22 protein-coding genes, 1 tRNA gene and 2 pseudogenes are annotated in these 17,336 nt (G+C 54.6%); 17 read left to right on the top strand and 8 right to left on the bottom strand.

Features of this window, described 5'->3' with window-relative positions:
* Window positions 1-109 (bottom strand): annotated as a pseudogene (locus tag C8N36_RS17965) (IS5/IS1182 family transposase); the annotation flags it as partial.
* A 304-nt stretch (window positions 110-413) separates the two neighbouring features.
* Between C8N36_RS17965 and C8N36_RS17960 the strand changes: the two are divergent.
* From C8N36_RS17960 to C8N36_RS17940, 5 genes are all read left to right on the top strand, one after another.
* Window positions 414-764, top strand: coding sequence for a helix-turn-helix domain-containing protein (locus tag C8N36_RS17960; RefSeq protein WP_097806105.1), 351 nt, complete (start codon window positions 414-416; stop codon window positions 762-764).
* A gap of 151 nt (window positions 765-915) precedes the next feature.
* Window positions 916-1,158 (top strand): DUF4031 domain-containing protein, encoded by a 243-nt coding sequence (locus C8N36_RS17955; RefSeq protein WP_097806199.1) that lies wholly within the window; start codon window positions 916-918, stop codon window positions 1,156-1,158.
* On the top strand, window positions 1,155-1,376 hold the full coding sequence (locus tag C8N36_RS17950; protein ID WP_211318251.1) for a helix-turn-helix transcriptional regulator: 222 nt from the start codon (window positions 1,155-1,157) through the stop codon (window positions 1,374-1,376). Before C8N36_RS17955 ends, C8N36_RS17950 begins: the two co-directional genes overlap by 4 nt.
* Window positions 1,377-1,614: 238 nt before the next feature.
* Window positions 1,615-1,902 carry a hypothetical protein gene (locus tag C8N36_RS23990; protein WP_097806107.1) on the top strand — a complete coding sequence of 96 codons (288 nt, stop codon included), beginning with the start codon at window positions 1,615-1,617 and terminating at the stop codon, window positions 1,900-1,902.
* A 27-nt stretch (window positions 1,903-1,929) separates the two neighbouring features.
* Complete coding sequence (locus tag C8N36_RS17940; RefSeq protein WP_097806108.1) at window positions 1,930-2,421, top strand: tyrosine-type recombinase/integrase; 492 nt, start codon at window positions 1,930-1,932, stop codon at window positions 2,419-2,421.
* 142 nt (window positions 2,422-2,563) lie between these two features.
* On the opposite strand, the gene C8N36_RS17935 is transcribed toward C8N36_RS17940, so the two are convergent.
* Window positions 2,564-2,649, bottom strand: a tRNA-Leu gene (locus tag C8N36_RS17935).
* Window positions 2,650-2,772: 123 nt separating this feature from the next.
* Between C8N36_RS17935 and C8N36_RS17930 the strand changes: the two genes are divergently transcribed.
* The 4 genes from C8N36_RS17930 to gap all read left to right on the top strand — a co-directional run bounded on the left by C8N36_RS17930 (window position 2,773) and on the right by gap (window position 5,143).
* Window positions 2,773-3,351 carry a YqaA family protein gene (locus tag C8N36_RS17930; protein ID WP_097806200.1) on the top strand — a complete coding sequence of 193 codons (579 nt, stop codon included), beginning with the start codon at window positions 2,773-2,775 and terminating at the stop codon, window positions 3,349-3,351.
* The gene (locus C8N36_RS17925) at window positions 3,348-3,806 is read left to right on the top strand and encodes a disulfide bond formation protein B (RefSeq protein WP_097806109.1); all 459 of its coding nucleotides are present in this window, start codon (window positions 3,348-3,350) and stop codon (window positions 3,804-3,806) included. The genes C8N36_RS17930 and C8N36_RS17925 overlap by 4 nt, the downstream gene beginning before the upstream one ends.
* Window positions 3,807-3,892: 86 nt before the next feature.
* Entirely contained in the window at window positions 3,893-4,036 is a 144-nt protein-coding gene (locus C8N36_RS24250) for a hypothetical protein (RefSeq protein WP_170125914.1), read from the top strand.
* Between the two features lie 105 nt (window positions 4,037-4,141).
* Window positions 4,142-5,143 carry a type I glyceraldehyde-3-phosphate dehydrogenase gene (gap, locus tag C8N36_RS17920; protein ID WP_097806110.1) on the top strand — a complete coding sequence of 334 codons (1,002 nt, stop codon included), beginning with the start codon at window positions 4,142-4,144 and terminating at the stop codon, window positions 5,141-5,143.
* Between the two features lie 73 nt (window positions 5,144-5,216).
* Here the strand turns inward: gap and C8N36_RS17915 are convergent, their stop codons facing one another.
* From C8N36_RS17915 to C8N36_RS17895, 5 genes are all read right to left on the bottom strand, one after another.
* Window positions 5,217-5,447: a hypothetical protein gene (locus C8N36_RS17915; RefSeq protein ID WP_141468175.1), complete on the bottom strand. Its 231-nt coding sequence runs from the start codon at window positions 5,445-5,447 to the stop codon at window positions 5,217-5,219.
* A gap of 182 nt (window positions 5,448-5,629) precedes the next feature.
* Window positions 5,630-6,430, bottom strand: a complete 801-nt coding sequence (locus C8N36_RS17910) for an alpha/beta fold hydrolase (protein WP_097806112.1) — start codon at window positions 6,428-6,430, stop codon at window positions 5,630-5,632.
* Entirely contained in the window at window positions 6,427-6,918 is a 492-nt protein-coding gene (gene coaD, locus C8N36_RS17905; RefSeq protein ID WP_097806113.1) for a pantetheine-phosphate adenylyltransferase, read from the bottom strand. The genes C8N36_RS17910 and coaD overlap by 4 nt, the downstream gene beginning before the upstream one ends.
* 139 nt (window positions 6,919-7,057) lie before the next feature.
* Window positions 7,058-7,492 (bottom strand): CBS domain-containing protein, encoded by a 435-nt coding sequence (locus C8N36_RS17900; protein ID WP_110767952.1) that lies wholly within the window; start codon window positions 7,490-7,492, stop codon window positions 7,058-7,060.
* Between the two features lie 59 nt (window positions 7,493-7,551).
* Window positions 7,552-8,445, bottom strand: coding sequence for a LysR family transcriptional regulator (locus tag C8N36_RS17895; RefSeq protein ID WP_097806115.1), 894 nt, complete (start codon window positions 8,443-8,445; stop codon window positions 7,552-7,554).
* A 101-nt stretch (window positions 8,446-8,546) separates the two neighbouring features.
* Between C8N36_RS17895 and C8N36_RS17890 the strand changes: the two genes are divergently transcribed.
* From C8N36_RS17890 to mmsB, 7 genes and pseudogenes are all read left to right on the top strand, one after another.
* On the top strand, window positions 8,547-10,046 hold the full coding sequence (locus C8N36_RS17890; RefSeq protein WP_097806116.1) for a CoA-acylating methylmalonate-semialdehyde dehydrogenase: 1,500 nt from the start codon (window positions 8,547-8,549) through the stop codon (window positions 10,044-10,046).
* A 277-nt stretch (window positions 10,047-10,323) separates the two neighbouring features.
* The gene (locus C8N36_RS17885; protein WP_097806117.1) at window positions 10,324-10,737 is read left to right on the top strand and encodes a hypothetical protein; all 414 of its coding nucleotides are present in this window, start codon (window positions 10,324-10,326) and stop codon (window positions 10,735-10,737) included.
* A 57-nt stretch (window positions 10,738-10,794) separates the two neighbouring features.
* Window positions 10,795-11,922 carry a carboxylate-amine ligase gene (locus tag C8N36_RS17880; protein ID WP_097806118.1) on the top strand — a complete coding sequence of 376 codons (1,128 nt, stop codon included), beginning with the start codon at window positions 10,795-10,797 and terminating at the stop codon, window positions 11,920-11,922.
* Between the two features lie 77 nt (window positions 11,923-11,999).
* Complete coding sequence (locus C8N36_RS17875) at window positions 12,000-13,142, top strand: glycosyltransferase (RefSeq protein WP_110767950.1); 1,143 nt, start codon at window positions 12,000-12,002, stop codon at window positions 13,140-13,142.
* A 227-nt stretch (window positions 13,143-13,369) separates the two neighbouring features.
* Window positions 13,370-14,509 (top strand): acyl-CoA dehydrogenase family protein, encoded by a 1,140-nt coding sequence (locus C8N36_RS17865; RefSeq protein ID WP_097806121.1) that lies wholly within the window; start codon window positions 13,370-13,372, stop codon window positions 14,507-14,509.
* 45 nt (window positions 14,510-14,554) lie between these two features.
* Window positions 14,555-15,505, top strand: a pseudogene (locus tag C8N36_RS24790) (enoyl-CoA hydratase/isomerase family protein); the annotation flags it as partial.
* A 90-nt stretch (window positions 15,506-15,595) separates the two neighbouring features.
* Window positions 15,596-16,468, top strand: a complete 873-nt coding sequence (gene mmsB, locus C8N36_RS24785) for a 3-hydroxyisobutyrate dehydrogenase (protein WP_306456922.1) — start codon at window positions 15,596-15,598, stop codon at window positions 16,466-16,468.
* Between the two features lie 59 nt (window positions 16,469-16,527).
* On the opposite strand, the gene C8N36_RS17855 is transcribed toward mmsB, so the two are convergent.
* On the bottom strand, window positions 16,528-16,983 hold the full coding sequence (locus C8N36_RS17855; protein ID WP_211318250.1) for a DsrE family protein: 456 nt from the start codon (window positions 16,981-16,983) through the stop codon (window positions 16,528-16,530).
* Window positions 16,984-17,124: 141 nt separating this feature from the next.
* Between C8N36_RS17855 and C8N36_RS17850 the strand changes: the two genes are divergently transcribed.
* A complete protein-coding gene (locus tag C8N36_RS17850) occupies window positions 17,125-17,319 on the top strand; it encodes a YgaP family membrane protein (RefSeq protein WP_097806123.1) in 195 nt (64 codons plus the stop codon).
* The last annotated feature ends 17 nt before the right edge of the window (window positions 17,320-17,336 follow it).

Raw genomic sequence — 17,336 nt, 5'->3', positions numbered from 1 at the left:
AAGCCATCTCCGGATCAAACCAGATCGACAACGATCCGCGCTGCTTCAAGCTGTCATTGTAAGACGACCAGTTTGTGGTCTTGTACTTCGTCGGGCTCCAGCTGCTCATGACCGCCTGCTATCACACTGGATTCGCGACATGAATCCCCGCACCCGATTTGTGCAACAAAGCCCCTTCGTGCCCTAATACAGGATGCATGGCTGCGCGCAAAAGAACGTCAGCTTCTAGAAAATGGGATATCTGCTCGCATCCAGCGTGATCGGATGGATCGGCTTTCGAGCATGATCAATGGCACCTCGCTTGACCAAGCTGGATCGGTAGAGATTTACCTCCTATCCCAATACCGCAACCTTCCATGCCAAAAGTTTGGGTTTCAGGACCGCCAGAACACCGGTTCGGAAGGCGGTGCGCAATGACCCATCACGCTGACATCCATGTTGGGAAACGCATCCGCCATCACCGCTGGCTGAAAGGGGTCACTCAACAACAGCTGGCCGAAGCAGTTGGCATCAAGTTTCAGCAAATCCAAAAATACGAAACTGGAGCCAACCGCGTCAGTGCGTCCCGCCTGTGGGACATCGCCGCCACGTTGGATATTCCTGTCGCCCATTTCTTCGATGGAATCGAAGACGGAGCCGCTCCCAGGCAAGACGTCGACAGCAAGGACGAAGCACAACTGGTCGCAGATTTCCGCCGCCTTGCAAAGCATCAGAAAACTGCGCTCCGCAACGTCCAGTCCGCCATCCTGGAGGTTTCGTTTTGACCCAGTTCAAAATAAATCCAAGCGGGTTGTTCACCCTGGCCATCTTGATTGGCAGCGCAGTGCTGACCTTCGTTGGTCTGCCATACGCTATTTGGAAACTATCCACTTGGGCGAACGCAACCAATGCCAACTTCGGCGCATGGTGGCCATTGTGACTGTCTACGTCGACAAACCGCAGCACAGGCTAGGCCGCATGGAAATGTGCCATATGCTGGCCGACAGCGTGGTCGAATTTCTTGCCATGGCCGACACCATCGGAGTCGACCGAAAATGGTTCCAATCCCAAAGCCATCCACATTTCGGCATTTGCAAAGCCAAACGCACGCTAGCGATCGAGGCCGGTGCGGTCGAGGTCGACCGACGCACCCTAGTCGACGCCAAGGGACAAAAATGATGGCAAAACAATCGCCCGACCATCTGGCCGTAACCGATAGAACCGCCGCGACCATGCTAGACATGTCTGCCACTCAATTTTCAAGGTTGGTTTCTGCGGGGGCGCTACCTCAGCCCGTCACATTGCCAGGCGGTATCGCCCGATGGCGTGTTGCAGACCTAGTTGCGATCATTGACGGGTTTGCCGCAAAACCTGAGGAAGAAAAGTTTGAGCTTTAAGCCAGCAAAACCCCGGATCAATAAGCCGCGTTTGCTTTGGAAATGGAATCCTCGCCGCGCGGTATGGGACCCCTACCACCGCATAACTTGGACCGAGGCGGGTCGGCGCAAAGAAAAGACTATAAGATTGGACTGGCAAGGCGACAGCCAAAAACTGGACGAGTTGTTTTGGCAATGCGAATCTGGTCGCCACCAAACTCAAAGGCCGGCACCTTCAAAATATTGCTGGAAGGAACTAGTGATTGCATGGCGCACTGATCCCCGCATTCAGTCAAATCTCGCGGCCAGTACAAAAGCCAGCTACCGGCGCGACATGGACGCCATCCTGTTCAAGAACGCAGACAAGTACGTTCGCAAAACGCAACGCCAACATGTTCGCGCGGCGCATGCCGCCTTGCACGTGACACCGCGCAAGGCAGACAAATACCTACAAACCATTTCTTTGCTCTGGAACTTTGGGGCTGAAAAGCTGGATTGGCCGCTTGGCGAAAACCCTGCCAAAGGAATCGAAAAGTATGGCCGCTAAAAAGAATTCGAGCCCTGGCCTGACTGGATGGTCGAAAAGCTGAAACATGCACCAACCAAAGTGAAAACGGCGGCAGAGCTGATTCTCGGAACTGGTCAAAGACCAAACGCCGCCATCAAAATGCGGCGAGACCAATTTGATGGCGAATGGATGATTGTTACAGACGAAAAACAAAGCAAGCAGTTCGAAACCTTTTGCCCCGACCATCTGCGCACCTACTTAAGCACGCTTCCTCGTCATGGCACATTCGTTCTAGCCAAAAACCTAACCGAGCCGTTGGGGTATGATGCCATCGAAAAAGCGTTTCGAAACTGGCGCGCTACTTTGGGTGATAAAGCCCGTCCCTACGTCCTGCACGGTCTGCGCAAATTGGCCATCGTAAGGCTTGCAGAAGCGGGATGCAGCGACGCCGAAATTCAAGCAGTTACAGGTCAAAGCGCCGAAATGGTTGCTTACTACCGGTCTAAGGCCAGCCGCCGCACTCTGAGTCGCTCGGCCCAAAAGCGACGTGAAAAATGAGTATGCCTGTCTATAGAACAGAACAAAAACAAAACAGGAAAGTGTGAGCTGCATGTGTGAGCAGACAAATACCCCGACCCAAGAAACAAAGAACCCCGCCTCTACTGAGACGGGGTTCTTTAACGTTTCCATCGAGTTACGATGGTACCCAAGGCCGGACTCGAACCGGCACGTCCGCTAGGACGGGGGATTTTGAATCCCCTGCGTCTACCATTCCGCCACTTGGGCACTGGCGACCGTTTACCCAACACACTGGGCAAGGTAAAGGGGCAAAATGCATAGAAAATCGCTTTGGCTTGACGCTTTCTTTCCAGCATGGTCTTTGCCCATAAAAACAGGGATTATCAAAGCATGCTGCGCAGCCTTTATGATTGGACCATGGCACAGGCCGAGCACAAACACGCACTTTGGGTGTTGGCCGCCGTTGCCTTTATCGAAGCATCCGTTTTTCCGATTCCCCCGGATGTTCTGCTGATCCCGATGATTATCGCCGCGCCGAACCGGGCCTGGCTGATTGCGCTGGTTGCAACCGTATCCTCGGTTCTCGGCGGATTGCTGGGCTATGGCATCGGCTTCTTCTTTTATGACAGTGTTGGGCAGCCAATCCTTGAGGCCATGGGCAAGGCCGGTTCGATGGCCGAGTTCAACGAGAAATTCAACGACGTCGGCTTCTGGGCGGTTCTAACCGCTGGTGTCACGCCCTTTCCGTTCAAAGTAATCACGATTATGTCCGGTTGGACCGCAATGCCGCTTGGAACATTTGTTGTGACTTCGATCATTGCGCGGGCGCTGCGGTTCTTTATCGTGGCGGCATTGCTGCGCAAATACGGCCTCCCCATTCGCGATTTCATCGAGCGCCGCTTGGGTCTTGTCTTTGTCGCATTTGTGGCGCTGTTGCTTGGCGGGTTTATACTGGTGAAATATCTATGAGACGCATCTTGATCTTGCTAGCGACCCTCGGGTCTTTGGGTTTGATAGTTGGGGCCTACGGGTTTCAGTATATTGGCGGTTTGACCCCCTGTGATTTGTGTTGGCCCCAGCGCTATGGACATTTCGCGGCGATTGCGGCCGGAGCTTTGGCCCTGGTAATAATGCCGCGCCTGTTCAGCTTTCTTGCCGGTCTCGGGGTTCTATTCTCGGGATTGGTGGCGATCTACCACTCCGGTGTCGAACGGTTCTGGTGGGAAGGCCCGTCAACCTGCACCTCGGCCCCTGTTGCAGGCTTGTCCGCAGAAGAATTGATGGAGCAGATTATGAACGCACCATTGGTGCGCTGCGACGAAATTGCGTGGGACCTGTTTGGCCTGAGTATGGCCAATTATAATGTGATGGCTTCGCTCACATTGGCAGGCATGTTCTTTTACGCCAGCCGCCTACCCCGCTAACACGCGCCCGCCGGGGTGGTTTCCCCGGCGCGCACTGACATCTAATTTACGCCTGCAGATCCCTTATAGACAGCCGGAGCGCCACCATGACCACTCAACTCTCTATTATGATCGGTCTTGCGATCATTGCTGCTGTGGCTGCGGATATGACGCTCAACAATGCAGATGCCTTGCTGTTCTTAGGTCGCAAGTTTTTTGTTTTACTGGATTGGATCGCGTTCTGGCGCTGAATGCTGGTGGATACCCCCTCTGGGGCTTGACAATTTGGCTAACCGATGGTTGTTAGCGGTAACAGCTGACACCGGCCGTTTTTGAGCCAAACAGGGGGAACCCACATGTCCGTAAAAGTCGCCATCAATGGCTTTGGCCGTATCGGCCGCAACATCCTGCGTGCGATTATCGAATCTGGCCGCACCGATATCGAAGTGATCGCAATCAACGATCTTGGTCCTGTCGAAACAAATGCACACCTGCTGCAGTATGATACTGTGCATGGTCGCTTCCCAGTCGAAGTCACCTCCACTGAAGACAGCATTGATGTAGGTCGCGGGCCGATCCGCGTGACGGCGATCCGCAACCCTGCCGACCTGCCATGGGCCGACGTTGACGTAGTGCTAGAATGCACGGGTATCTTTACATCCAAAGAAGCCTGTCAGGCGCATTTGGAAAACGGTTCAAGCCGCGTTCTGATTTCCGCACCGGGTGCCGGAGCTGACAAAACCGTGGTGTTTGGCGTCAATGACGACGTTCTGACCGCCGAGGACTTGATTGTATCCAACGCATCTTGCACCACCAACTGCCTGTCGCCAGTCGTCAAAGTGCTCAATGATACTGTTGGCATCGTCAAAGGCTTCATGACCACTGTGCACTCCTACACTGGCGATCAGCCAACTTTGGACACAATGCACAAGGACCTGTACCGCGCCCGCGCTGCAGCGATGAACATGATCCCGACATCCACAGGTGCCGCCAAGGCTGTTGGTCTGGTTCTACCTGAATTGGCAGGCAAGTTGGACGGCGTCGCCATCCGGGTGCCGACGCCCAACGTATCGGTTGTTGATCTGACCTTTGAAGCGGCCCGCGACACCAGCGTTGACGAAATCAACGCAGCGATCCGCGCTGCTGCTGATGGCCCACTGAAAGGTGTGCTAGGATATACTGATCGCAAGCTGGTCAGCATGGATTTCAACCACGATCCACAGTCGTCAATCTTTGCAACCGATCAAACCAAAGTTCTGGAAGGCACCATGGTGCGCATTCTGACGTGGTATGACAACGAATGGGGCTTTTCGAACCGCATGGCGGATACCGCTGTTGCCATGGGCAAGCTTATCTAAAACCTAACGCAGGTCTTTGATCCCTGATTGGATCGGATTACAGAATACCGGGGCTGTCCTTTTTTGGACGGCCCTATTTTGCAAAAACCGCCATTTTTGCGGCCTGATACCCGAGCGCGGCCCGTGCCGGAGTTTCCCCGGTCCGCTCGGGTTGTGATTGCGGAACCATCCACAAATGCACCACCTGAGTCGGTTGCAAAGGTGCTGCAACCCGCCGCAACGGGGCCTCGTTTATTTGGGGTTGCACCGGCTCTGGCCGCGCAGGCCGCATAAACGGACGGCGCTGAGACATCAAAACATCCATAGTTCACTCCTTACTTCAGCGCGGCACCCCGCCGGAGCGCATTGCTGTCTTTGGTGAACAAAGGATTATCATAAACTGGTTTACAACACCTTACTGGGGCCGGATCGGCCCGATCCCGCAAGGAACCAAGACAACCGTTTCAAAAGGCTCGGCATCAAAAAATTGTCAAAATCCATTAGGATTTATGGAGATGATACGCGATCAAAAAACTGGTCAATCATCTCAAGATAGGGTGGGGTTTTGAATAGATCTGTATGCCCCGCCCCTTCAATTGCAAAAAAATCCGCCGTTGGCATACTGCGCGCCAAGCGTTGACCGTGGTCAATCGGAATCAATTTGTCCAACTCTCCGTGCAAAATCAGCGTCGGGGCCGTCACTGCGTCTGTAAACACGGCACTGTCCCAACGTTGCACACCCGGCATTGCGCAGGCCGGCAGGCGGGTGGCTTTAGCCATAACTTCGCACATCCGATAAAACGGAGCACTGAGCAAAATTCCGTCCACGGAACGGTTTGCAGCAAGATACATTGCCAGCCCGGTCCCCAACGAATGCCCATGCAAGATGATAGGCCCGCCAGAAGTCAGCTCTGGCAGCGTATCAAAGACCGCCAGTGCATCGCGTTTTAAAGTGTCCTCCGAAGAACTGCCGGGCACACCGCCGCCGCCACGATAGGGCATCGCCACAACGGTACGACCCTTGGATTGATGGTGTTTCAACATAGCGCCAAACAGTTCTAGCGCCCCGACATTTCCCATGAGAAACAATACAGTCGGGGTGCCTGCGTCTCCGGCAGAGACTTGAACAGGCAAACTGCGGGCCCCCGGGACTGCGACTCGCGTGCTCTCAAAACCGGGTATCTTCAACTGGTTCGGTAAAAACGGGTAGATGAAATGGGCATGATTGCGATAGAGCAATGCCGCATATCCCAGATACAGCAGAACAGCAGCGCCTATCAGCAACAATATCCCACGGCGCAGGATCACCCCAACCGGTCGCTGAGGGCTGCCAAAACCCGTGGCGGCACGAACTTCGATACATCTCCACCCAGTCGGGCAATTTCTTTAACCAGCTTAGAGGCGATCGCCTGATGACGTGCTTCTGCCATCAAAAACACCGTCTCGACACTGTCATCAAGAACACGGTTCATGCCGACCATCTGATATTCGTACTCGAAATCGGCAACGGCGCGCAGCCCTCGCACTATGATCGAAGCCCCGACATCTTTGGCGCAATCAATCAACAGATTCTCAAAGGGGTGAACAACAATTTCAGTGCCGGTCTGTTCGGACAAGATCGCACATTCCGCCTCGATCATCGCCACCCGTTCTTCGAGCGTGAACATCGGCCCCTTGTCGCGGTTGATTGCAACACCAATGACGAGACGGTCCACCAAGGACGCACCGCGTCTGATGATGTCAATATGACCATGTGTGATTGGATCGAACGTACCAGGATATAGGCCGACGCGCATAGGGGTTCCCCCGAGGGCTGATTGCAATTTGCCGCGCACGCAACAATATTGCGCGCGCGATTGCAAGAGCGAAATGTCACGCAATGCTGCTGTGCAGTATTATCGCGACATCTTGCCTAGCTTTTTATCGTGCAGGGCCTCAATGCCCCATAATCATCCCTTCGAGCGCATCTTTTTCCATCGCCAAATGCGCCAAGCGCGCTTTGACAACATCCCCAAGTGTGATCAGCCCGATAAGTTCACCGTCTTCGACAACGGGCATGTGACGGAACCGGCCGTTGGTCATTTTCTCCAAAACAACGTCGGACATATCCGCCCGCGTGCAGGTGACCAGATCACGGGTCATATAATCGTCGACTTTGGCCGCGAGACAGGCGGCACCACGCACGGCCAGTTCACGTACGATATCGCGCTCGGACAAGATGCCATCGGCGGTTTTTCCGTTTGTGGAAATCACCACTGTACCAATCCGATTATCAGCCAGAAGTTTGGCTGCATCAGAAACCAAGGACCCCGGCTTGACCGTAAAGACATTGTTAGAGTCTTTGCTCTTTAGAATTTGCTGCACCTGCATGATGAACCTCCTCGCACATTATCTATCCTAACCCAGCGTCCTCTGCAGTGCGGGCACTGTCAAGCAAGACCTTCTAACCGCGCCAATTCGCGCCTTATTCCTGACGAAAGCGCCTCGGCAAAGCGGTTCATGCGTTCAAGACGTTGATCATCTGCATGGCGCACAAGATAGAAACTGCGGATCAAATTGACCTGATCCGTCAAAACCCGTCGCAAATCAGGGGCTACCGGCATGGTGAAGTCATGCACAACCCCGATTCCAGCCCCTGTACGCACCCAATTAAACTGCACCGAGACTGAATTTGACGCCAAGGGCACTCTCTCCATCCCCAGCGCGGTAAGATAGTCCAGTTCTTTGTCAAAGATCATATCCGGGATATAGCCGATGATCCGATGCCCCTTCAGGTCAGACAGGTTTTTGATAGGGGCATGTTCGGCCAGATAGTCCGCGCTTGCAGCCAAATGCAGGCGGTAATCTGTCAACTTGTGCACCACAAGACGGCCCGCTGTTGGCGGCGATACTGTGATCGCCATATCCACTTCGCGCCTCGACAGGTTCAACACACGCGGCAAGGCAACAATTTGTAGATCGAGATCCGGATTATCCTCGGAAATTGCTGCGCAGACCTGAGGCAGCAAGAAATTCGCACAGCCATCCGGAGCCCCGATGCGAATTTGCCCGGACAGCCCGTCAGACCGACCGCGCACAGCCTCATTGGCCAGCGAAAATGCTTGCTCAGCAGATTCTGCATGGGTGACAAGCCGTGCGCCAGCTTCGGTCAACCCATAGCCTTGCGGCGACTTTGCAAACAGCGGCGCGCCGATATCTTGCTCAAGCCGGGACACCCGACGGCCGACGGTTGCCGGATCCATACGCAGATCGCGCCCTGCCGCGGACAGGCTCTCGCCGCGCGCCACGGCCAAGAAAATGCGCATGTCGTCCCAGTTACTCATCCCACCACCCTTGCAAAAATGCAAAACCCATTTGGCAAATTACCCCTTCCCTGCGCATTTTTGCAAGGTTAGTCTGCGGTCAAACCTTTAGGGAGGACTCCATGCAAGAGCTTAGTCATTTTATTAACGGTGAACATGTGCCAGGCGCATCCGGACGTTTCGCTGACGTAATGAATCCCGCCACCGGCGAAGTTCAGGCCAAAGTGCCCTTGGCTTCTGTCGCGGAAATCGACGCCGCCGTTGCCAAAGCCGCCGAAGTGCAAAAAGTTTGGGGTGCCACCAACCCGCAAAAACGCGCCCGCGTCATGATGAAATTTGGCCAGCTGATCAACCAACACATGGACGAGCTAGCCGAAATGCTGTCGCGTGAGCACGGCAAAACGATTCCCGATGCCAAAGGCGACGTTCAGCGCGGCTTGGAAGTGATCGAAGTTTGCATGGGCGCACCGCACATGCTGAAGGGTGAATTCACCGACTCAGGCGGACCCGGCATTGATTTGCATTCCATGCGTCAGCCACTGGGCGTTGTTGCCGCGATCACACCGTTCAACTTTCCTGCGATGATCCCGCTTTGGAAAATGGGCCCCGCCCTGTCTGCCGGCAACACTATGATCCTCAAACCATCAGAACGTGTGCCATCGACGGCTTTGCGCTTGGCCGAGCTGCTGAAAGAAGCAGGTCTTCCCGACGGAGCCTTGCAGGTCATCAATGGTGACAAAGAAGCTGTGGACGCACTTCTGGACAATGAAACTATTCAAGCGGTTGGCTTTGTTGGTTCAACCCCGATTGCGCAATATATTTACAGCCGCGCAACTGCGAATGGTAAACGTGCCCAGTGCTTTGGCGGTGCAAAAAACCACATGGTTATCATGCCTGACGCCGATCTGGACAAGGCCGCTGATGCGCTGGTTGGCGCGGGCTTTGGCGCGGCTGGCGAACGCTGCATGGCGATTTCTGTTGCTGTTCCGGTTGGAAAAGAAACCGCTGACGGGCTGCGTGATCGCTTGATCCCACGTATCGAGGCGCTGAAAATTGGCCCCTACACCTCCGGTGACGATGTCGATTTCGGGCCCGTTATCACTGCCGCTTCGCAGGCGCGTATCAACGGTTTGGTCGAAAGCGGTGTTGATCAGGGCGCGAACCTAATCGTCGATGGTCGCGATTTCAAATTGCAGGGCTATGAGAACGGCTATTTTGTCGGTGCCAGCTATTTTGATGACGTGACCCCGGACATGGACATCTACAAGGAAGAGATCTTTGGCCCCGTATTGTGCCAGGTGCGCGTCGATGACTACGAAGAAGCGCTTAAGCTGGTCATGGATAATGAATACGGCAATGGCACCGCAATCTATACCGCTGATGGCGACACTGCCCGCGATTATGCGAACCGTGTGAATGTCGGCATGGTTGGGATCAACTTCCCAATTCCGGTGCCCCTGTCCTATCACACGTTCGGCGGCTGGAAAAAATCGGCCTTCGGTGATTTGAACCAGTACGGCCCTGATGCGTTCCGGTTCTACACCCGAACCAAAACGGTCACATCGCGCTGGTTCTCCGGAATCAAAGAGGGCGGCGAATTTAACTTCAAAGCCATGGATTGATCCTGAGATCCATTGCTACGTGATACAAAGCCCCCCAAAACCAATTGGTTTCGGGGGGCTTTTATTTGACCCAACGTTTCGACATTGGTTTCTCTGCAGGCCATGGATTTTGTCCTCAAATTCAGCTACGGTTGAGAACCATTCTAAAACGGACCCCGTCGCCCTGTTAGCCAGAACAGAAAATGGGACCAAAGTTATCAATTGCCGGCTGTTTATTACCGCAGCTATTTATTTGTCGTTTGAGCCGTTTTCAAACAAACCAGTGTTGAGAAATACAATGCCTGCAACGTATGAATTCTATTCCAAACACAACCTTGTGGTCTTGAGCTTTTCGGGAGCCTACACAGCAGTGGTGGCTTTGGGTATCGTTGAGCGCTATTTAAAGGACCCAAAATTTCGCCCAACTTATGAATTGATTATTGATTTCTCCGATGCCGAAGACAGCGAAGTTGCCTATAAGGAAATGCAGATGGTTGTCGACAGCATTTCCCCCAAACTGCAACATATGGAACGCAGCCTATGCGTTATCATCGCCACCACCGATTTGTTTTATGGGGTCGCGCGCATGTATCAAACCTTGATCAACGACCAATTGCCCTACCCCATCGAAGTTGTCCGCAGCGCCCAGAAAGCCTTGTCCCGATTTGACATCGATGGCGATAGCCTTTCGGTTTTGGGTAGACCTGACTGACCACTTGCACCCCCACCCGTTTGTGCGTCAAACTGAAGGCACAACGGGGGAACTGGGATGTCACAACCGGAATTCACGCTAGGAATCGAAGAAGAATACCTTTTGGTCGATCCGCAAAGCGGCGCTTTGGTCCAAGCGCCAGACGGGTTAATGGAGGCCTGCGCCAAAGATTTGCACGGGCAGGTCAGCCCTGAATTCTTGCAGTGCCAGATTGAGATTGGCACGAAACCCTGCGCCAATATTTCCGAAGCGCGCGATGACCTGCGCCGTCTCCGCGCCAGCGTTTCCCACCACGCCGAAAGTTTTGGACTGACTGCTTTTGCAGCCTCTTGCCATCCCTTTGCCGATTGGAAAACCCAACACCATACAAACAAACAACGCTACAATGAATTGCAGCGCGATCTTGGCGGCGTGGTTCGGCGAATGCTAATTTGCGGTATGCACGTGCATGTCGGGTTGAACGATGACCCTTTGCGCGCCGATCTATTGGGTCAAATGAGCTACTTCCTGCCCCATCTGTTGGCCTTTTCCACCTCCTCTCCGTTTTGGAATGGCCGTGACACCGGCCTTGCGTCATACCGCATTTCGGTATTCGACAATCTGCCTCGGACCGGATTGCCGCCGCAATTTGACAACTGGCAAGACTTTGAGCGCTCGGTTCAGGTTTTAATCGACGTTGGAGTGATTGAGGACAGCAGCCGTATTTGGTGGGATCTGCGGCCATCGTCACGCTTTCCGACTTTGGAAACCCGGATCATGGATGTCCAACCGCGACTTGAAGATACGCTGACGCTGGCTGCTTTGACGCAATGCCTGATGCGAATGCTTTGGCGCCTGCGGGTGCGCAATCAACGGTGGCGCATCTATGACCAATTCTTGATTGGTGAAAACCGTTGGCGGGCGCAGCGCTATGGCGTCAGTGCTGGCTTGATTGATTTCGGAGCCGCCGAGATTGCGTCTTTTGAGCAGCTGGCAGAGGAGTTGTGCAGCCTGTTGCAAGAAGACGCCGAAGCCCTGGGATGTGTTTCGGAGCTGCACCGCATCAAACAGATCGCCGCCAATGGCAATTCTGCAGACCGTCAACGGGCCGTCTGCGCCGCCGCCCTGGATAACGGCGCGGATCACGGTGAACAAATGCGCGCTGTTGTGCACCACCTGATCGAGGAGTTTCACCAAGACCTTTAACACCTGCCCGTTGCCAAACCTCTTGCAGCCTTCTGGCGCTAGGGTGATAAGACCCGCCAACCAACAAAGGTCGCACCATGAAAACTGCCATCGTCACCTCGGACTATTTCGTCATGGGCGAGACCTTTATCAATCGTCACATCGAACATATGTTCGACGGTGATACTACGGTGATTTGCGGACGCCACAATGGCGAAGACCCCTACGGAAAACCGCTTTTTGTCCGGCGATCTCCGCTGTCTTTGACGGACAAAATACTGGCTCCATTTGCAGCATTGTCGGGGGCGGCTTTGCACGGCACCTCACGGTTGCCCTTCGGGACCAACCGCCGCAATCTCAAAAGCTGGCTTATCGACAACGGCGTCGAAGTCATTTTAGCCGAATTTGGTACGCAAGCGCTGGTGGTGGCCAAACTGGGGAATGACATGGGTATTCCGGTCTTTACCTATTGGCGCGGCACCGATGCCAGCCGGGCGCTGGGGTCATCGCAGCGGGTCCGGTCCTATAAGCTTATGATGCCGCGGTTGGCGGGGATGTTTTCGGTTAGCCAATTCTTGCTCGACAACCTCGCAAAACACGGCGTCAATCACCCCAATGCCCATGTTGTGCCATCTGGCGTGAATGTGCGTTTGTTTCAACCCGCCGAAAAACGTCCCGGCAGCTTTCTGGCAGTCGGGCGGATGGTCGAAAAGAAAGCGCCTCAGATCACCCTGCAGGCTTTTGCCAAAGCCGCCAAAGGACGCGAGGCGCATTTGACATTTGTGGGTGACGGTCCTTTGCTGGAGACCTGCAAATCTTTGGCCAATGAATTGGGCGTTGCATCGCAGGTGACATTTACAGGTGCCCTGCCCCACGACGAGGTGCGTAAGCACCTCGAAGTCACAGAAACCTTTTTACAGCATTCAATCACTGCCAAAGACGGCAATACCGAAGGATTGCCAACCGCCATCCAAGAGGCATTGGCCTGCGGCTGCATCACAATCTCAACCGTCCATGCCGGAATTCCCGAAGCGGTTGAGGATGGCAAAAACGGTCTGCTGGTTGCAGAGTGGGACGAAGCTGGGTTTGCCGACCGCATCACTCGGGTGCTGGATATGCCAGACAGATCCGCGATGACTTTGGCTGCCCGCAAGACCGCAGAAGCCAAATTCGACAATGCCATTTTGTTGAAAAAGGTCGAAGACACCATTCTCAAGACGCTGTGTCCCAACGCATCGTGACTTAGTTTGTGTGGTCGCGGCCACCTTCGAATCTCTCGAAGGCGACCTTGATTTGACCGACAGGCACCTACCTTCGCGCCGGGCGGGTGAAATCCTACAAATCCTTGCAACTGCGGGCGCTAACACTGCACTTTGCGGGCCAAAAACGGGCGCAATTCCCTTGCTTTTTGTGGCCCCCTCGGTCAAGTTATGAACAAGTGTTCAATTCATGACTTAAGGAGGAGCCCATGGATTTCGCGCTCACCGAAGAACAAAGCGCCATTTTCGATATGGCCTATGCGTTTGGCCAAGATAACATCGCGCCCCATGCGCAAAAGTGGGAAGCCGAAGGCACCATCCCCAAGGACCTATGGCCCGAGCTGGCCGCCCTTGGATTCGGGGGTCTTTATGTATCCGAAGAAAGCGGCGGTTCCGCCCTTTCCCGTTTGGATGCAACGCTGGTATTTGAAGCCTTATCAATGGCATGCCCATCCGTGGCGGCATTTTTGTCGATCCACAACATGTGCGCCAAAATGATCGACACCTTTGGATCAGACGAGCTAAAGGCACGCATCCTGCCCAAGGCGATGACGATGGAAACCGTGCTCAGCTATTGCTTGACCGAACCGGGTTCCGGATCAGATGCCGCCGCGTTGAAAACCCGTGCCGAAAAAACCAATGAAGGCTATCGCCTGAATGGATCCAAGGCATTCATCTCCGGTGGAGGCTATTCTGACGCATACGTTGTGATGTGCCGTACCGGTGAAGATGGGCCCAAAGGGATCTCAACCGTTGTTGTCGAGGACGGGGCCGAGGGTCTCAGCTTTGGCGCACTTGAGGAAAAGATGGGCTGGAGAAGTCAACCAACTGCGCAGGTCAACTTTGACAACTGTTTGACCGCAACAGACAATCTGGTTGGTGAAGAGGGCAGCGGCTTCAAATACGCCATGGCGGGTTTGGACGGTGGCCGACTGAATATCTCGGCTTGTTCATTGGGTGCCGCCCAAGCGGGCCTAAATGCTACTTTGCAATACATGAGTGAACGCAAAGCCTTTGGCAAAAGCATCGACCAGTTTCAGGCACTGCAATTCCGGCTTGCCGACATGGAGATCGAGCTGCAAGCAGCGCGGACGTTCTTGCGACAAGCGGCTTGGAAGCTGGACACCGGCGCGCCGGATGCTACCGCGTTTTGCGCCATGGCCAAGAAGTTCGTGACCGAAACCGGGTCCAATGTGGTGGATCAATGTCTGCAACTGCATGGTGGCTATGGCTACTTGTCGGACTATGGCATCGAAAAGCTTGTCCGCGATTTGCGTGTGCATCAAATCCTGGAAGGTACCAATGAGATCATGCGTGTGATTGTCGCCCGCCACCTGATCGCGCGCTAAGACCTTTTGGCGCGCGCCACAAAGCCTGACCAAGGGGACCCATTCATGTCCGATATCGATATCCGCACGGAGGGCCGCGCTGGCCGTATCACTCTGACGCGGCCAAAGGCATTAAATGCCCTGTCTTATGACATGTGCATCGCTTTGGAAAAGGCCATTGACCGATGGCGCAATGACCCCGACGTCGCTTTGGTGATCATTGATGCCGAGGGACCCAAGGCCTTTTGCGCTGGCGGCGACATTGCAGAAATGTATCGCACGGGCATGGACGGCAACTTTGATTTCGGGCGCAAGTTCTGGCGTGACGAATACCGTATGAATGCCAAACTGGCAGAGTATCCCAAACCGGTCGTCAGCTTTCTACAGGGCTTTACCATGGGCGGCGGCGTTGGGGTCGGCTGCCACGGCAGCCACCGGATTGTTGGCGACAGCAGCCAGATCGCCATGCCGGAATGTGGCATCGGATTGATCCCCGACGTGGGGGGCACCTATTTGCTATCCCGTGCCCCGGGCCGCTTGGGCGAATACATTGGCCTGACCGCATCGCGCATGGGCCCCGGAGACGCTGTCTACACCGGCTTTGCCGACTTCTATGCACCCGAAGACAGCTGGGACACCATCAAAGCCACATTGATTGAAACCGGCGACGCCGCCACCATCCGCAACATGGCGCAGGCCACTCCGGAAAGCCCGCTTGCTGCCACTCAACCGCAAATAGACGCATTGTTCAGCGGTGAAAGCTTTGGCGACATCCGCAATTTGCTAGACAACAGCACCGGCGAAGTTGCGGAAAAAGCGCTGAAGGCCATCAACCGGAATTCACCGCTGTCAATGGCCCTGACCATCGAGATGCTGCACAGGTTGCGCGCCCCGTCTTTGACCATTCGCAAGGCGCTTGAGCTGGAGTACCGTGTCAGCCACCGCGTGATGGAGCACGGGGACTTCCTTGAGGGTATTCGCGCCGCCATTATCGACAAAGACAAATCCCCCAAGTGGCAATTTGCCGATGGGGATGTACCTGCAATTGCGATCTCCAAAATGTTGATGCCTTTGGGCAGGGACAGCTTGGATTTTAGGGAGGATGGAATGAAAATTGGGTTTATCGGACTAGGCAATATGGGCGGCCCTATGGCGGCCAACCTTGTCAAAGCAGGCCACACGGTCACTGGCTATGATGTTGCCGGAGTAACAATTGACGGGGCCAGTAGCGCGTCAACTGCGGCCGAGGCTGCAACCGGCGCTGATGTTGTAATTACCATGCTTCCCAACGGCGGTATTTTGCGCAGCGTTGCCGATGACGTCATTCCCGCGATGAAACCCGGAGCTGTTCTTTTGGATTGCTCGACCGTTGATGTCGAAAGCGCCCGCGATGTGGCCGCACAAGCCGCCAAAGCCGGTGTAGGCGCATTGGACGCCCCTGTTTCCGGCGGTGTCGGCGGCGCAAGTGGTGGCACCTTGACCTTTATGGTCGGCGGCAGCCAAGCGGCCTTTGAAACGGCCAAACCGCTCTTTGACATCATGGGTCAAAAGGCTGTGCATTGCGGCGAGGCTGGTAATGGTCAAGCCGCCAAAATCTGCAACAATATGATCCTTGGGGTCACGATGATCGCAACCTGCGAGGCCTTTGCCCTCGCAGATAAACTGGGCCTGTCACGCGAAGCTATGTTTGATGTGGTCAGCACATCGTCCGGCTATAGCTGGTCAATGAATGCCTACTGCCCTGCCCCCGGCGTTGGGCCAAAATCCCCCGCCGACAACGGCTATCTTCCGGGTTTCGCGGCCGAGCTGATGCTCAAGGACTTGCGCCTGTCTCAGCAGGCTGCCGAAGCGGCTGATGCAGACACCCCGATGGGCGAAGCCGCGACAGCGCTTTATTCCCAATTTGTCGAAAACGAAGACGGATTGGGCCGCGACTTCAGCGCCATGTTGCCGCGCTTTGAAACCAAATCGCGCGGGTAATCCGTGCTAAAAAGGGGGCCGCAACGATGCAGGCCCCCTGTCCTTAAATATCCCTGAGCTTACCAAGCCAGCGTTTTGACATTCGGATCAAACAACAGACCTTCGACCACCGGCCAAGTCCCCATTGTGACGCCATCAATATAGTCGTCTTTGGTCAGTCCTGCTGCCTTGGAACAGGCGCTGCACATCAACACCTGCCCACCATCCGCGATAAAGGCCGCCAGCATGTCCTGAATGGACGTGCCTTTCTCTGCCATCGGCCCCGGAACGTGGCTGGGGCGCTTTTTATCTGCCAGATACACGCCCCGAACGTTGAGCCAGATCGCAACCGGTTCATGACCGTTTTTGAGCGCTTTTTCATGGGCAAACATGATGGCTTTGGCGGCGGACCACGTGTCATCCGTCGTCAGGTTCACAAACAACCCTGTCTTGGTGTCCCCGGCGTAGGCCCCAGCGCCCGGCAAAACCATGGCCAGTGCGACTATGGCCAGTTTGATCATCTTCATAAACCACATATTGGATTCCTCTTTTATTGATATCCGCAGCTTAGCAACACACAAACGTGACCAACTTGCGCTGGATCAAGTTACATTCAATATGCAATATGTATTAGGTATTGAAACCGGAACAGTCCGGGACGCTTGAAAGGACAAAACATGTTTGAAAAGAATGTTGGCGGAATCGACAAGATCCTTCGCATCGTAATCGGCGCATTGCTGATCGTCGGCGCACTACTGGGTTACGGTGTTTGGATGTGGATTGGCGTTGTGCCGCTGCTGACTGGACTGACCGGCCGCTGTGGTGCCTACAAGCTGTTCGGAATGAACACCTGCCCGCTAGAAAAAAAGTGAGTTTCCTGGCGATGCGG

Source organism: Pelagimonas varians (genome assembly GCF_003208435.1).
Taxonomy (GTDB): Bacteria; Pseudomonadota; Alphaproteobacteria; order Rhodobacterales; family Rhodobacteraceae; genus Pelagimonas; species Pelagimonas varians.
This window is presented reverse-complemented; position numbering and strand designations above follow the sequence as displayed.

Excerpts from the sequence above, each read along its gene's own strand:
- C8N36_RS17915 (WP_141468175.1), bottom strand. The coding sequence starts at position 5,447 with ATGGATGTTTTGATGTCTCAGCGCCGTCCGTTTATGCGGCCTGCGCGG.
- coaD (WP_097806113.1), bottom strand. The coding sequence starts at position 6,918 with ATGCGCGTCGGCCTATATCCTGGTACGTTCGATCCAATCACACATGGT.
- C8N36_RS17875 (WP_110767950.1), top strand. The coding sequence starts at position 12,000 with ATGAAAACTGCCATCGTCACCTCGGACTATTTCGTCATGGGCGAGACC.
- C8N36_RS17880 (WP_097806118.1), top strand. The coding sequence starts at position 10,795 with ATGTCACAACCGGAATTCACGCTAGGAATCGAAGAAGAATACCTTTTG.
- C8N36_RS17900 (WP_110767952.1), bottom strand. The coding sequence starts at position 7,492 with ATGCAGGTGCAGCAAATTCTAAAGAGCAAAGACTCTAACAATGTCTTT.
- C8N36_RS17850 (WP_097806123.1), top strand. The coding sequence starts at position 17,125 with ATGTTTGAAAAGAATGTTGGCGGAATCGACAAGATCCTTCGCATCGTA.
- C8N36_RS17855 (WP_211318250.1), bottom strand. The coding sequence starts at position 16,983 with ATGTGGTTTATGAAGATGATCAAACTGGCCATAGTCGCACTGGCCATG.
- gap (WP_097806110.1), top strand. The coding sequence starts at position 4,142 with ATGTCCGTAAAAGTCGCCATCAATGGCTTTGGCCGTATCGGCCGCAAC.
- C8N36_RS17940 (WP_097806108.1), top strand. The coding sequence starts at position 1,930 with ATGGTCGAAAAGCTGAAACATGCACCAACCAAAGTGAAAACGGCGGCA.
- C8N36_RS17890 (WP_097806116.1), top strand. The coding sequence starts at position 8,547 with ATGCAAGAGCTTAGTCATTTTATTAACGGTGAACATGTGCCAGGCGCA.
- C8N36_RS17930 (WP_097806200.1), top strand. The coding sequence starts at position 2,773 with ATGCTGCGCAGCCTTTATGATTGGACCATGGCACAGGCCGAGCACAAA.
- C8N36_RS17960 (WP_097806105.1), top strand. The coding sequence starts at position 414 with ATGACCCATCACGCTGACATCCATGTTGGGAAACGCATCCGCCATCAC.
- C8N36_RS17885 (WP_097806117.1), top strand. The coding sequence starts at position 10,324 with ATGCCTGCAACGTATGAATTCTATTCCAAACACAACCTTGTGGTCTTG.
- C8N36_RS24250 (WP_170125914.1), top strand. The coding sequence starts at position 3,893 with ATGACCACTCAACTCTCTATTATGATCGGTCTTGCGATCATTGCTGCT.
- C8N36_RS17950 (WP_211318251.1), top strand. The coding sequence starts at position 1,155 with ATGATGGCAAAACAATCGCCCGACCATCTGGCCGTAACCGATAGAACC.
- C8N36_RS17895 (WP_097806115.1), bottom strand. The coding sequence starts at position 8,445 with ATGAGTAACTGGGACGACATGCGCATTTTCTTGGCCGTGGCGCGCGGC.
- mmsB (WP_306456922.1), top strand. The coding sequence starts at position 15,596 with ATGAAAATTGGGTTTATCGGACTAGGCAATATGGGCGGCCCTATGGCG.
- C8N36_RS17925 (WP_097806109.1), top strand. The coding sequence starts at position 3,348 with ATGAGACGCATCTTGATCTTGCTAGCGACCCTCGGGTCTTTGGGTTTG.
- C8N36_RS17865 (WP_097806121.1), top strand. The coding sequence starts at position 13,370 with ATGGATTTCGCGCTCACCGAAGAACAAAGCGCCATTTTCGATATGGCC.